The 13716-nt window shown below is 69.4% G+C and carries 11 protein-coding genes; 2 read left to right on the forward strand and 9 right to left on the reverse strand.

Features of this window, described 5'->3' with window-relative positions; translation table 11 throughout:
* Positions 1 to 12 precede the first annotated feature (12 nt).
* Positions 13 to 207: a hypothetical protein gene (locus H180DRAFT_RS13070; RefSeq protein ID WP_028434116.1), complete on the reverse strand. Its 195-nt coding sequence runs from the start codon at positions 205 to 207 to the stop codon at positions 13 to 15.
* Between the two features lie 219 nt (positions 208 to 426).
* Between H180DRAFT_RS13070 and H180DRAFT_RS13075 the strand changes: the two genes are divergently transcribed.
* Entirely contained in the window at positions 427 to 2688 is a 2262-nt protein-coding gene (locus tag H180DRAFT_RS13075) for a S9 family peptidase (protein ID WP_055486175.1), read from the forward strand.
* 114 nt (positions 2689 to 2802) lie between these two features.
* On the opposite strand, the gene H180DRAFT_RS13080 is transcribed toward H180DRAFT_RS13075, so the two are convergent.
* The 5 genes from H180DRAFT_RS13080 to H180DRAFT_RS13100 all read right to left on the reverse strand — a co-directional run bounded on the left by H180DRAFT_RS13080 (position 2803) and on the right by H180DRAFT_RS13100 (position 9068).
* Positions 2803 to 3909, reverse strand: coding sequence for an ABC transporter ATP-binding protein (locus tag H180DRAFT_RS13080; protein WP_055486176.1), 1107 nt, complete (start codon positions 3907 to 3909; stop codon positions 2803 to 2805).
* 14 nt (positions 3910 to 3923) lie between these two features.
* Positions 3924 to 4997 carry an ABC transporter ATP-binding protein gene (locus H180DRAFT_RS13085; protein ID WP_055486177.1) on the reverse strand — a complete coding sequence of 358 codons (1074 nt, stop codon included), beginning with the start codon at positions 4995 to 4997 and terminating at the stop codon, positions 3924 to 3926.
* Positions 4998 to 5007: 10 nt separating this feature from the next.
* Positions 5008 to 5985 carry an ABC transporter permease gene (locus H180DRAFT_RS13090; RefSeq protein WP_055486178.1) on the reverse strand — a complete coding sequence of 326 codons (978 nt, stop codon included), beginning with the start codon at positions 5983 to 5985 and terminating at the stop codon, positions 5008 to 5010.
* 152 nt (positions 5986 to 6137) lie between these two features.
* Complete coding sequence (locus H180DRAFT_RS13095; RefSeq protein ID WP_055486179.1) at positions 6138 to 7934, reverse strand: ABC transporter substrate-binding protein; 1797 nt, start codon at positions 7932 to 7934, stop codon at positions 6138 to 6140.
* Between the two features lie 87 nt (positions 7935 to 8021).
* Positions 8022 to 9068 carry an ABC transporter permease gene (locus H180DRAFT_RS13100; protein ID WP_074466776.1) on the reverse strand — a complete coding sequence of 349 codons (1047 nt, stop codon included), beginning with the start codon at positions 9066 to 9068 and terminating at the stop codon, positions 8022 to 8024.
* Between the two features lie 469 nt (positions 9069 to 9537).
* Here H180DRAFT_RS13100 and H180DRAFT_RS13105 point away from each other — a divergent pair, with 469 nt between their 5' ends.
* A complete protein-coding gene (locus H180DRAFT_RS13105) occupies positions 9538 to 10533 on the forward strand; it encodes a hypothetical protein (protein ID WP_139151383.1) in 996 nt (331 codons plus the stop codon).
* On the opposite strand, the gene H180DRAFT_RS13110 is transcribed toward H180DRAFT_RS13105, so the two are convergent.
* Genes H180DRAFT_RS13110 through H180DRAFT_RS13120 form a run of 3 tightly spaced genes read right to left on the reverse strand, consistent with a single transcriptional unit; the run spans position 10497 to position 13685 of the window.
* Entirely contained in the window at positions 10497 to 11612 is a 1116-nt protein-coding gene (locus H180DRAFT_RS13110; RefSeq protein WP_079100070.1) for an ABC transporter ATP-binding protein, read from the reverse strand. The genes H180DRAFT_RS13105 and H180DRAFT_RS13110 overlap by 37 nt on opposite strands.
* A complete protein-coding gene (locus H180DRAFT_RS13115; RefSeq protein ID WP_055486182.1) occupies positions 11593 to 12630 on the reverse strand; it encodes an ABC transporter ATP-binding protein in 1038 nt (345 codons plus the stop codon). Before H180DRAFT_RS13115 ends, H180DRAFT_RS13110 begins: the two co-directional genes overlap by 20 nt.
* An 11-nt stretch (positions 12631 to 12641) precedes the next feature.
* Complete coding sequence (locus tag H180DRAFT_RS13120) at positions 12642 to 13685, reverse strand: ABC transporter permease (RefSeq protein WP_055486183.1); 1044 nt, start codon at positions 13683 to 13685, stop codon at positions 12642 to 12644.
* Between the last annotated feature and the right edge of the window lie 31 nt (positions 13686 to 13716).

Below are 13716 nucleotides of genomic sequence, written 5' to 3' on the forward strand. Positions count from 1 at the left end.
CCCCTGGGCGAGTCAGAACTTGATGTCCCCGAGCATGCCCGCGACATTCGTAGTCAGCTCGTTGATCGTCGGGGCGATCGACGAACCGGCCAGGTAGAAGCCGAGCAGCACGCACACGACGGCGTGCCCGGCTTTCAGACCGGCCTTCTTGACGAGCAGAAGGACGATGATCAAGAGCAGCACGACCGCCGAAATCGAGAGTGCCACGGCGGTTCACCTCCAAGTACGCGCGGTCGGGCGACGGATCCGGACAGCATGAGCCCATGACACGGGCGGGACACCGGCGTCATACCCGGCTCCCGTCTCGCGCAATGGATCATAACTATCCGTCAGATGGCACGGGCCGGGTGCACAGGTGCAGACGAGGGGCGCATATTCGATTCCGGCCACCGTGGCCCGCGCCCGCCAGGCTCTACGCTCTGCCGCATGGCCACTACTTTCCCCCGTCAGTACGCACGCACCCAGCGCTTCACCCTGGGCGCCCCGCGCGCTTTCACCGTTGCACCCGACGGCTCGCGCGTCGTCTTCCTCCGCTCACGGGAGGGCACTGACCGGGCCAATCTCCTATGGGTACGCACACAGTCCGGCCCGCGTGAGTACGTCGCCGCCGACCCTGCGAGCCTGCTCGGGGGCGCGGCCGAGGAGCTGTCCGCGGAGGAGCGGGCCCGCCGGGAACGCAGCCGCGAGGGTTCTGCCGGAATCGTCGCGTATGCCACCGACATGGCAGTCGAATATGCCGCTTTCGCGCTCTCGGGGCAGCTGTTCGTGGCAGATCTCCCGGCGGGAGAGTGCCGGCGGCTGGACACACCGGAACCCGTCGTCGACCCGCGCCCCTCCCCCGACGGCACGCGCGTCGCCTACGTGTCAGGCGGTGCCCTGCGCATCGTCCGCACCGACGGCACCGGCGACCGCGTGCTGGCCGCCCCGGAGAACGACCGGATCACCTACGGTCTGGCCGAATTCGTCGCAGCCGAGGAGATGGACCGCAGCCGGGGCTTCTGGTGGTCTCCGGACGGCGCCCATCTGCTCGTCGCGCGCGCCGACGACTCCCCCGTGCAGCGGTGGTGGATCGCCGACCCGGCGCACCCGGAACGCCGGCCGTCCGAGGTGCCCTATCCGGCGGCGGGCACGGCGAACGCGGACGTCACGCTGCACCTGGTGAGCGCGGACGGCGGCGAGGTCCGAGACGTCGAGTGGGACCGCGCGCGCTTCCCGTACCTCGCCCGCGTCCACTGGTCGCCGGGAGGGCCGCCGCTGCTGCTCGTCCAGTCCCGCGACCAGCGCACGCAGCTGTACCTCGGCGTCGACACCGCGACCGGCGTCACCCGCACGCTGCACTCGGAGCAGGACCCGGACTGGCTGGAGCTGTTCCCGGGCGTGCCCGCCTGGACGCCGGACGGACGGCTCGTGCGCATCGACGACGCGTCGGGGGCACGTGTGCTGTCGGTGGGCGAAAGCGCCTTCACGGACGCCTCGTTGCACGTCCGGGCGGTGCTCGACGTGGGCGCGGACGGGGTGCTCTTCTCCGCCTCGGCGGGCGGCGCGGCCACCGGGGACGCGGCCACCGGGGACGCGGCCGAGGCGGTCGGCGACATCGGCGTCCACTTCGCGCAGTTCGCCGACGACGGCTCGTGCGGCGGCATCGCACGCCTGACGGACCCCGACGGGGAAGCCGCCGCGGCCGGCGGACCCGGCGGCGGGACGGGCAGCGGCCGGCCGCCCCACGTGGCCTCCGCCGTGCGCGGCGGGGACACCGTCGTCCTCTCCACCGCCTCGCTCTCGCGTCCCGGCTCGCGCGTCTCCGTCCTGCGCATGGACGGCGGGAACGGCGGGCACGGCGGGCACGGCGGTCCGTTCACGCTCAAGTCCCTGGACGTCGTGCCGTCACAGGCCGAACGGCCCCTGCTCACCGCGGCGCCGCGGCTGCTGCGCACCGGCGAGCGGCGCATTCCCGCGGGCCTCGTCCTGCCGACGGGACACCGGGACGGCGACGGCCCGCTGCCCGTCCTCATGGACCCCTACGGCGGACCGCACGGTCAGCGCGTGGTCGCGGCCCACAACGCGTGGCTCACTTCGCAGTGGTTCGCCGACCAGGGTTTCGCGGTGATCGTGGCCGACGGCAGGGGCACGCCGGGGCGTTCACCGGCGTGGGAGAAGGCCGTCTCGCGGAACATCGCCGACGTCACGCTCGACGACCAGGTCGAAGCGCTGCACTCGCTCGCGGCGGACCATCCGCTGGACCTGACGCGCGTCGCCATCCGCGGCTGGTCCTACGGCGGTTACCTCGCCGCGCTCGCCGTGCTGCGCCGTCCCGACGTCTTCCACACGGCCGTCGCGGGCGCCCCCGTCACGGACTGGCGGCTGTACGACACGCACTACACCGAGCGCTACTGCGGCATGCCGGAGGAGGACGCGGAGGTGTACGCGCGTGCCTCCGTGATCACCGACGAGGGCCTCTCCGGAGCTGCCGCGCAGCACCGTCCGCTCATGCTGATCCACGGCCTGGCGGACGACAACGTGGCCGCCGCGCACACACTGCGGCTCTCCTCGGCGCTCCTGGCCGAGGGCCGCCCGCACGAGATGCTGCCGCTGTCGGGCGTCACGCACATGACGCCGCAGGAACAGATCGCGGAGAACCTGCTCCTGCTCCAAGTGGCCTTCCTCAAGCGCACGCTGGGCATGGCGTAGCGGCACGGGCACGGCTGCGGGAAACGGGCAGGGCGCACGCAACGGGCCGGGAGGCGAAAGCCCTCCCGGCCCGTTCCACTCGTGTCCGGTCTCCGCGCGCGTCGGAGCGCCGCGTCAGGACTCCAACGCCTTGAGGGCCGCGTCCAGGACGACGTCCTCCTCGCGAGCCGTCGTGGAGCCCTCCTCCGGGAAGTGGCACGCCGTCAGGTGTCCGGCGGTGTTGCCGGTGATCTGGACGAGCGGGGGTTCCTCCTTTGCGCACTTGTCCTGCGCCTTCCAGCAGCGCGTGCGGAACCGGCAGCCCGAGGGCGGATTGATGGGAGAGGGCACGTCGCCCGCGAGACGGATGCGCTCGCGCTGCTCCTCCTCGCTGTCCTCCAGCTTCGCCTCCGGCACGGCCGAGAGCAGGGCGTGTGTGTACGGGTGGCGCGGGCGCGTGTAGATGGACTCGCGGTCGCCGACCTCGACGACCTTCCCCAGGTACATCACCGCGAGACGCTGCGAGAAGTGCCGTACGATCGCCAGGTCGTGAGCGATGAAGACGAATGCGATGCCCATGTCGCGCTGCACCTGCTGGAGCAGATTGACGACCTGCGCCTGGATGGAGACGTCCAGAGCGGAGACCGGCTCGTCCGCCACGATCAGCTTCGGCTCCAGGGCGAGGGCGCGTGCGACGCCGATGCGCTGGCGCTGTCCGCCGGAGAACTCGTGGGGAAAGCGGTTGTAGTGCTCCGGGTTGAGACCGACGGTCTCCAGCATCTCCCGGATGCGCTTCTCACGGCCGCCGGGCGGGTTGATCCCGTTGACCTCCATCGGGTTGCCGATGATGGAGCCGACCGTCTGCCGCGGGTTCAGGGACGAGTACGGGTCCTGGAAGATCATCTGGATCTCGGAGCGCACGGGCGCGAGTTCCTTGCGGCCGGCGTGCGAGATGTCCTGGCCGCGGTAGCTGATCTTCCCGCGCGTGGGCTCCAGCAGCCGCGTGAGCAGCCGTCCGGTGGTGGACTTGCCGCAGCCGGACTCGCCGACGAGGCCGAAGCTCTCGCCGGGCATCACGCTCAGGTCGACGCCGTCGACGGCCTGGACCGCGCCCACCTGCCGCTTGAAGGGGAAGCCGCCCATGATGGGGAAGTGCTTGGTCAGGCCCTCGACCTTCATCAGGGGCTCGCCCGAGGGCAGGTTGTCGTCCTGCGGCTTGGTCAGGGTGAGTTCTTCGCTCATTGCTGTGATTCTCCCTAGCCCAGCCGGGGTTTGATCTGGTCGATGAAGAAGGTCTTCTTCTGCTCGGCCGTCAGGTGGCAGGCGGCACCGCGTCCTTCCGGCAGCACGGGCCTGTCGGCGGAGCAGGACTTGTCGCCGGCCACCTCGTCCACGTAGTTGCACCGCGGGTGGAACGGGCAGCCCGGCGGCGGCGCGAGCAGGCTGGGCGGTGTGCCCTTGATGGGGACGAGTTCTTCGTTGACGTCGCCGGACAGGCGGGGCATGGAGCTCAACAGGCCCCAGGTGTAGGGGTGCCGGGGCGAGCGCAGCACTTCCTCGACGCTTCCGCGCTCCACCGCACGGCCGCCGTACATCACGAGGATGTCGTCGGCGACGTTGGCGATCACACCCAGGTCGTGGGTGATGAAGATGATCGCCGAACCGAACTCCTGCTGCAGGTCCTTGAGGAGGTCCAGGATCTGTGCCTGCACGGTCACGTCGAGGGCCGTCGTCGGCTCGTCGGCGATGAGCAGGTCCGGGTTGCACACGAGAGCCATGGCGATCATCGCGCGCTGCCGCATGCCGCCGCTGAACTGGTGCGGGTAGTCGTTGACGCGCAGCTTGGCGTTGGGGATGCCGACCTTGTCCAGCATCTCGACGGCACGCTGGTGCGCCTCGCGCTTGGACGCGCCCATGTGCTTGCGGTAGGGCTCGGCGATCTGACGGCCCACCGTGTAGTACGGCGAGAGCGCCGTCAGCGGGTCCTGGAAGATCATCGCCATCTTGTTGCCGCGCAGCGACTCCAGCGTCTTCTCCCGCGCGCTGGTCAACTCCTGGCCGTCCAGCACGATTTCGCCGGAGACGTCGGTCTTCTTCGGGTTGTGCAGCCCGAGGATGGACAGGTTCGTCACGGACTTGCCGGAGCCGGACTCGCCGACGATGCCGAGCGTGCGGCCGCGCTCCAGGTCGAATGAGAGACCGTCGACGGCCTTGACGGTGCCGCCCTCGGTGTCGAAGTGCACGTACAGGTCGCGTACGGAGAGGAAGGCGCCGGACGCTCCCGCATCGCGCGGGGCCGGGACGTCCGCTTCCTTGGTCAGGGTGCTCACAGCGGTACTCCTAGGCCAGCCGCACGCGCGGGTCGATGAATGCGTATGCGGCGTCCACGATGACGTTGAAGAGGATGATGAAGGTCGCCGAGAAGAGCATGACGCCCATCACCATGGGCAGGTCGGTCTTCTCGACGGATTCGACGGCCAGCTTCCCGAGGCCGGGGAGCGAGAACGTCCACTCCGTGATCATCGCGCCGCCGAGCAGCGAACCGAGGTCCACGCCGAAGATCGTCACGATCGGGATGAGCGAGCCGCGCCAGGCGTAGCGGAAGAAGACGAACTTCCCCGACATGCCCTTGGCCCTCGCCGTTCGGACGTGGTCCTCCCCGAGCTGCTCGATCATCGAGGAGCGTGACAGACGTGTGTAGTTCGCCGTGAAGATGATCTGGATCACCAACCACGGGATGAGCAGCCCCATGAACCAGCCCGCGGGGTCCTCCGTCAGCGGCACGTACGTGGGCTGGTCCAGCAGCCCCAGGTTGAAGACCAGGAGCGCCATCACGAGCGGGCCGACGAAGTAGATCTGCATGGAGCTGAGCACGAGAGAGCCGGTGCTGAAGACCTTGTCCGCAAGGGTTCCGCGCTTCCAGGCGGCGATCATGCCGGCGCCGAGGCCGATGGTCAGGAAGACGACCGCACCTCCGAGCGTCAGCGAGACGGTGGTCGGGAAGCGGTCGAGGATGGTGTTCCAGACCGGCTCCGAGTCGGCGAACGAGTAGCCGAAGCACGGTGCGGGGCATGCGCCTTGGGCGAACGTGCGGCCCGCGAAGATGCCGACCATGAAGTGCCAGTACTGCATCGGGACGGGCTCGTCGATGCCCATTTGCTTGCGGATGATTTCCAGCGCGTCCGGCGTGCAGTTCTTGCCGCAGGCCAGCATCGCCGGATCTCGCGGTACGGCGTAGAAGAGGAAGAAGGTGACCGCGCTGATGATCAGCAGGATCACCATCGCGCCGAGGAACCGGCGGACGAGGAAACGAAGCATGACGGAACGCAGCTCTCGTGGGCAGCGGATTCAGTGGTGGGGGAACGGCCCGCGGCACCCGCCCCCTCCTGAGGGGGACCCCTGGGGGGTCCCCCGGTGGAGCGAGGGGGAGGGCGCCACGGCCGGCGCGAGCAACCGCGCCGTGTGCGCTGTTACTTCTTGATGTACAGCTGTGTCGGGTCGATGCCGCTGATGACGTCGTTGATCACGGCGCCGCCGACCTTGGATCCGTACAGCTGGATCTGCTTGTAGTACATCAGCGGGACGTCGGGCAGGTCCTCCTTGAGGATCCTGTCCGCGAGCTTGCCCCACTCCTCGGCCGCCTTTTCGGCGTCCTTGATCTTGGAGATGCGGTCCATCTCCTTGTTCATCTCAGGGTTGTCGTAGTGCGAGTAGTTCGACGCACCGTCCTGAACCTGCCGGCCGTCCAGCGTCGGCGGAATCACGGTGGAAGCACTCGGCCAGTCCGCACCCCAGGAGGAGTGGTACATGTCGTACTTGTTCTTGACCTTGCCGATCTGGTCGTAGTACGTGTCCGTGACGATGTCCTTGAGCTGGACGTCGAAACCGGCCTTCGTCAGGTTGTCCTTGGCCGCGATCGAGAAGTCGGACCACTCGGGCGAGTTCTGGTAGGCGAAGGTGAGCTTCATGCCGGTCTTGCCGGCCTCCTTGAGAAGCGCCTTGGCCTTCTTCACATCACCCTGCGGGTTCTTGACCTTCCCGTACGGGTCGGACTCGGTGTGACCCGCGACCGTCGGGCTCAGGTAGTTGCCCGCCAGCTCACCGCCGCCGGAACCACCGAAGGCCTGCATCAGCGACTGCGCCGGCAGCGCGTGGGCGATCGCCTCGCGGACCTTCTTGTCCTTCAGCCGGTCCATGTTGAGGGAGATCTTGCCGACATAGGGCTGGTAACCCGCCAGGGAGCGCTTCTTGACCTTCGGGTCGGAGCGCACCGACTGCATGCTGGAGGCGTCGACCTGGTTCGAGTAGCTGACCGCCGTCTTGTTCTCCGCGCTGTCGGAGATCAGGCGCTTGGTCGATGCCTCGTAGGACACGCCGAACTGGATGTTGTGCGAGTCCGGGTAGGCGTGGCGCACGGAGTCGGTCGCCGGGTCCCACTCGTCGTTGCGCACGAGCTTCATGCTCTTGCCCGACTTGAAGGACTCGATCTTGTACGGACCCGAAGCCACCGGATCCTTGTCGTACTTCTCCTTCGTGTCGCCCTTCTTCTGGACCGCCGCGTATCCGGCCATGCCCAGCGCGTAGGGCAGGTCGGGCTGCGGGTCCTTGAAGCGGAAGATGATGGTCTTCTTGTCGGGCGTCTCAAGGGTCTTGTCCGGCAGGTGGTCGCCCTTGTAGGGGCCGTCCGGCAGCAGCTTGCGGTAGTCCGTGCCGCTCTTGCCGGCCAGCCACTGCTGGATGAAGACCGGACCCTCGGAGATGAACGGCGCGAACTGCCGCTCGAAGGTGTGCCGGATGTCGTCGGAGGTGATCGGCGTGCCGTCCTCCCACTTCACGCCGTCCTTGAGCGTGTACTTCCAGGTCCTCTGGTCCTTCGAGGGCTGACCGCTGTCCGTCGCGAGGTCGCCGACGACCGTGTACTTGCCGGCGTTGTCGCGCTTGTAGGTCGTCAGCCGCCGGTGGATGAGGGTGGACATGGCACCCTCGTCGCTCACGTACATCTGAGCGGGGTCAAGGTGGGCGAAGCTGTCGCGCTGGTAGACCTTGAGGACGCCACCCTTCTCGGCACCCTTGATCGGCTCGGCGGGGCCCTTGGAGGCCGCGGCGTCACCGAATTCGTATTCGACCTGCTGCTTGGCGGCGTCGTCCTTGCTCACGCCGTCGCCGGCGTCGCCGCCGCCGCCGCTGCTGCATCCGGTGAGGATGAGAGCGCCCGCTGCGAGCCCCACGACGGAGACGCGCGCCGTACGCATCCTGAATCTGCTCATGGTGGTGGTAGCACCTGCCTGTCGGTTGTTAGTTGCTGCCTGACTTATTCGGTGCTGGGGTGGCAGCGCCCCCCCGATGCTCGGTCTTCAACGTCCCGATTTCGGGTCGAAGGCGTCCCTGACCGAGTCCCCGAGCAGGTTGAACGCAACGATGAAGATCACCATTGCGACGCCGGGGAAGATCATGTAGGTGATGTCGCTCTGGTAGACCTCGGCTCCGGTGGCGAACATCCGGCCCCAGTCGGGCGTGGAGGCGGGCATTCCCACGCCGAGGAAGGAGAGCCCCGCGACAGCGGTCACGAAGTTGGGAAGCATGTAGGTCGACTGCACCAGGATGGGCGTGACCACGTTCGGGAGCAGCTCCTTGCGGATGATCCGCCAGGGCGGCGTGCCGGCGACCTTGGCGGCCTCGACGAACTCCCGCTCGCGCAGGGTCAGTACCTGGCCGCGCAGCAGCCGCGCCAGCGTCATCCAGCCGAGCAGCCACATCACGAAGATCAGCACGCTGGCGCGGAGCCACGTGGGCATCTCGTCCTGGGGGTCGACCATCAGGGCCCCCACCACGGGGACGAAGGCCACGAAGAATAGCTGGTTCGGGAACGACATCATCAGGTCGGTGAGTCGGCCGAGGAAGTAGTCCGTCTTGCCGCCCAGGTAGCCGCCCGCGACGCCGATCACGATCGCGAGGCCCACCGAGAGGAGCGTGATGACGACGGCCAGCGAGAGGGAGGTGCGCATCCCGTACACGAGCTGAGTGAGGACGTCGCGGCCGAGTCCCGGTTCGAGACCGAACCAGAACTCACTGTCTATCCCGCCGTTGGGCTTGATCGGGTACGCGTTGTCGTTCAGCAGGCCGGGCTGGATCTGCCCGTAGCGGGTCCACGGATCCTTGCCGTAGAGCCAGGAGATCACGGGTGCCAGCGCCGCGATCGAGAACATGGTGATCACCACGAAGGCCGATACGACGCCCGTGCGGTCGCGCTTGAAGCGCATCCACATGAGCTGCCCCGGAGAGCGGCCCACGAGCTGGTCTTTCGCGGCTTGTTGGCCGCCGGCCGGCTCGAGGGTCAGGCCGGCGCCGTCGGGGTCTGGGGTATCTGCCCCGGCGATCGCGGCCTGGGATGGACTTGTCATCGTGTCTGCGCCCCCGCGCTCGTCAATCTATGCGGATAGATCCATGCGTTGGCACAGTGGCTGTCCGTGCCATGGGTTGAGGAGACTTTGCAAGTCAATAAGTGCCCAGTCAAGGGGTACCGGCCGCAGCATGTGGACCCTCGGCGCATCTTGAGCGAAGGTTTTGCAGATTGAGGTCAGAGCGTGCTTGACGCAGTTCGAAGCTAATAGACATATAGGCATATTGAGTCTTGAAACGCGTTAACGCGACCGCAACTCAGTCGACGCGGTTCCGATATACGAACCCGCAACCCTGAACTTCGTACGGCCTGTGCGGGTGCCGTAACGCCGGGCCGGGGCGGGGCCATGCCGCCGCGGCCCGGCCGCCGTCAGCCCTCCCGGAGCGCCGCAGTAGGGTTGCCGGATGCTCCGACGCCGCGCGTACCAGAGCCGCACGGCACTCGGGCAACCGCACCGCGGGGGGCCGTACATGAGCCAGGACAGGACACTGACGCCCGGCGCACGCCGGGCCGGCGTCGCCCTGCTGGCCGCGCTTGCGGCTCTCGATCTCGCCTGGATAGTGCGCGACTTCGGCCAGGCGGCCGACGTCACCGACGCCTGGTGGATGTGGTCAGGCCTGATCTTCCGCGCACAGGACGGGATATGGGCGACCTCGTTCGTGGAGCCGACACTGCTCGTCCTCTGCACCGTCTGCGCCGTGACCGCCGCCGTCTCCTCGGCCGCCTCCGGCATCCTCGCCTCGGCCGGGGCGCTGACGATCCTGCTGCGCGTCCCCACCCTGTGGAACCTGAACGCCAGTTGGGTGCAGGGCGGAGTCTCCGACGGACTGCGCATCATGGTCCTCGTCAGCGTGATCACGATGCTCGTGGCCGGGGCCGCGCTGATCGTCCTCGCAGTCGCGGGCCGCCGGCCCGTGCGGACCGGCTCCGGCAGCACCCGCAGCACCCGCGACGAACCCCCCGCACGCCCCACGCCCGCCGGAGGCGTGGCCGCGGGCCTGCTGCTGGCCGCCGTGGCCGCCGTGCTGGTGTCCTGGGAGATCCACGCGGCCGGCAAGCAGGGCTGGGAGCTGTACTCCGGCCACTTCACCGGCGACAGGTCGCTGGCCACCCTCCTCGCCGTGCCGGAGAGCTGGTACGGCTGCGCCCTCGCCCTGGTCACGCTGTGCGGCTCGGTCGCGGCGTTCGCCCGCTCCCCGCATTCGCGGCCCCTGGGGATGACGGTGAGCGGGCCGCTGCTGGGGCTCGCCCTCTTCCGCCTCTCCTTCGCGGCCAAGGCAGGGCTCCTGACGGGCTTCGGCGAGCTCGGCGCGCGGGACCAACTGTGGCTTGCCACGGCCGTGTTCGAGATCCTCGCCGCACTCGGGACACTGCTGGCCCTCGCCGCCCGCGACGGGGACGCCGACAGGGGGTCCGGCGGCCCGGGGGCTCAGTCGGGCACGCCCCGGGCCTCCTCCTCCGCGTAGTGGCACGCCGAGGGGTGCAGCGCAAGCCCCTCCAGCGGGCGCCCCGGCCCCTCGGGGATGCTCAGCGGCGGCTCCTGCCGTGCGCACCTCTCGTCCGCCTTCCGGCAGCGCGTCCGGAAGCGGCAGCCGGACGGCGGGTCCGCGGGCGAGGGCACGTCCCCGTCCAGCACGATGCGCGCGCGTCCGTCCTCCGCATCCGGGTCCGGTACGGGAACGGCCGACAGCAGCGCCTGCGTGTACGGGTGGGTGGGGTGCTCGTAGATCTCGCTCTCCGTACCGGTCTCGACGAGCTTGCCCAGGTACATCACGCCGACACGGTCGGAGATGTGCCGCACGACGGACAGGTCGTGGGCGATGAAGATGTACGAGAGGTCGAACTCGTCCTGCAGGCGCTCCATCAGATTGATCACCTGCGCCTGCACGGAGACGTCGAGCGCCGAGACCGGCTCGTCCGCGACGATGATCTCCGGCCGCAGGGCGAGGCCCCGGGCGATGCCGATGCGCTGCCGCTGGCCTCCGCTGAACTGGTGCGGGTAGCGGTTGACGTACTCGGGGTTGAGCCCGACGACGTCGAGCAGCTCCCGCACCCTGCGCCGCCGGTCGCCCCTGGGCGCCACCTCGGGGTGGATGTCGAAGGGCTCGCCGACGATGTCCCCGACGGTCATACGGGGGTTCAGCGAGGTGTAGGGGTCCTGGAAGACCATCTGGATGTTGCGGCGCAGCGCCTTCAGCGCCCTGCCGCTCAGCCGCGTGACGTCCTCGCCCTTGAAGCGGACGCTTCCCGAGGTGGGCGCCTCCAGGCTCGTCACAAGCTTCGCCAGCGTCGACTTGCCGCAGCCGGACTCCCCGACGACGCCCAGGGTCTCGCCGCGCCTCAGCTCGAAGGAGACACCGTCGACCGCCTTGACCGCACCCACCTGACGCTTGATCACGATGCCCTGCGTGAGCGGGTAGTGCTTGACGAGGTCCCGTACCTCCAGGATCGCCTCGCGGGGCCCCCGCTCCTCCCGCGGAGCGAGAGCCGAGGGCGCGGTCCCCGCCGCGGGCTCCGCCGCACCGTCACTCGGCGCACTCGTCATCGAGCAGCTCCTTCCAGAAGTGGCAGGCGCTGGCCCTGCCCGGGCCGGCGTCGCAGAGCGGGGGCTCGTCGGCGTGGCAGACGGGTCGCGCCACGGGGCAGCGCGGGTGGAAGCTGCACCCCTGCGGCACGGCCGTCAGGCTCGGGGGCAGCCCCTTGACGGCGTCGAGCTGCTGCCCCTTCTGGTCCAGCCGCGGAATGGAGCCGAGCAGGCCCCTGGTGTACGGGTGTGCGGGCGCCCGGTACAACTCCCGTACGGGAGCGGTCTCGACGATCCGGCCCGCGTACATGACGGCGATCCTGTCGGCGGCGTCCGCAACGACTCCCAGGTCGTGGGTGATCAGGATCAGACCCATCCGGAACTCGCGTTGCAGGTCCGCGAGCAGATCCATCACCTGGGCCTGGACGGTGACGTCGAGAGCCGTGGTCGGCTCGTCCGCGATGATCAGCTCCGGCTCCAGGGCCAGCGCCATGGCGATCATGATGCGCTGGCGCATGCCGCCGCTGAACTGGTGCGGGTAGTCGCCGGCGCGCGCCCGCGCGGCGGGAATCCGTACGCGCTCCATGAGCTCCACCGCCCGCTCCCGCGCCTCCTTGCGGGATGCGCCGCGGTGGACCTGGAACATCTCGCCGAGCTGCTGCCCGACGCTGAGCACGGGGTTCAGCGCCGACAGCGCGTCCTGGAAGATCATCGCCATGCGGGCTCCGCGTACGCCGCGCCGCTCCTCCGCGGACATCTTCAGCAGGTCCCGGCCGCCGAAGAGGATCTCGCCGCGGGTGACGCGCCCCGGCGGGCTGTCGAGGATGCCCATCACGGCCTGAGCGGTCACGGACTTGCCCGAGCCGGACTCCCCCAGCACGGCCAGCGTCTCCCCGGCGTCCACGCCGAAGCTGACACCGTCGACGGCGTTGGCGACTCCGTCGCGCGTGCGGAACTCCACGTGCAGATCGCGTACTTGGAGCAGCTGCGCGGGGCCGGGGGCTGAGGGGCTGCCGGGCCCCGGCTGTGTCTGTGTCACGTACGCCTCCCTCAGCGCAGCTTGGGATCGAGGGCGTCGCGCACCGCGTCGCCGAGCATGATGAACGCCAGTACGGTCAGGCTCAGCGCGGCCGCGGGATAGAGCAGGATGTGCGGCGCGTTGCGGAACTGCATCCCCTGGGAGGCGTCGGAGATGTCGGCCCCCCAGGAGACCGTGGGCGGCTGGAGCCCGACGCCGAGATAGCTGAGGGTCGCCTCCAGCGCGATGTACGTGCCGAGTGCGATGGTCGCCGTCACGATGACCGGCGCGACCGCGTTCGGGAGGATGTGCCGCCCCAGCATCCTGGCGTTGCCCGCTCCCAGGGCCCGCGCCGCCAGCACGTAGTCGTTCTGCTTGGCCGAGATGACGGACCCACGGGCGATGCGGGCGATCTGCGGCCAGCCCAGCAGCACGATGAAGGCGACCACCGTCCAAACGGAGCGGCTGCCCGTCATCGAGAGGAAGACCAGGCCCCCGAGCATGATCGGGATGCCGAAGAAGACGTCCGTGAGCCGGGAGATCAGGGCGTCCCACCAGCCGCCGAAGAATCCCGCGAGCCCCCCGAGGACACTGCCGACGGCGGCGACGCCCAGGGTGGCGCAGACGCCGACGGTCACGGACGTACGGGCCCCGTGGACGACCCGTGTGTAGACGTCGCACCCCTGGGTGTCGAAGCCGAACCAGTGCCCCGGCGAGGCCGGGTCGAGGGACCTGTCCAGGCGGCAGGAGAGAGGGTTCCGGGTGGCGATGAGGCCGGGCCACACCGAGATCACGACCAGGAAGAGGATCAGCAGCGCCGAGACCACGAAGACGGGATTGCGCCGCAGGTCGTGCCACGCGTCCGACCAGAGGCTGCGGGCCCGCTCCCCCGGCCCCGGCTCCTGCGGGACGGACGGCGGTGCGCCGGGACCGGGAGCGGGTGCAAGGCCGGGCGCGGCTCCCGCCGTCCCCGCGGCAGAGCCGGCCGCCGTCCCCGTGCCGGCTCCCGCGGCAGCTCCGGCCGCGGCGGAGGGCTCGCCGGAGGCCCACGAGCTCTCGGGGGCACGCTCAACCATGCGCCACCTCCCGCCCGTCGGCCGTTCCGGC

Source organism: Streptomyces sp. WMMB 322 (assembly GCF_900090145.1).
GTDB lineage: Bacteria > Actinomycetota > Actinomycetes > Streptomycetales > Streptomycetaceae > Streptomyces.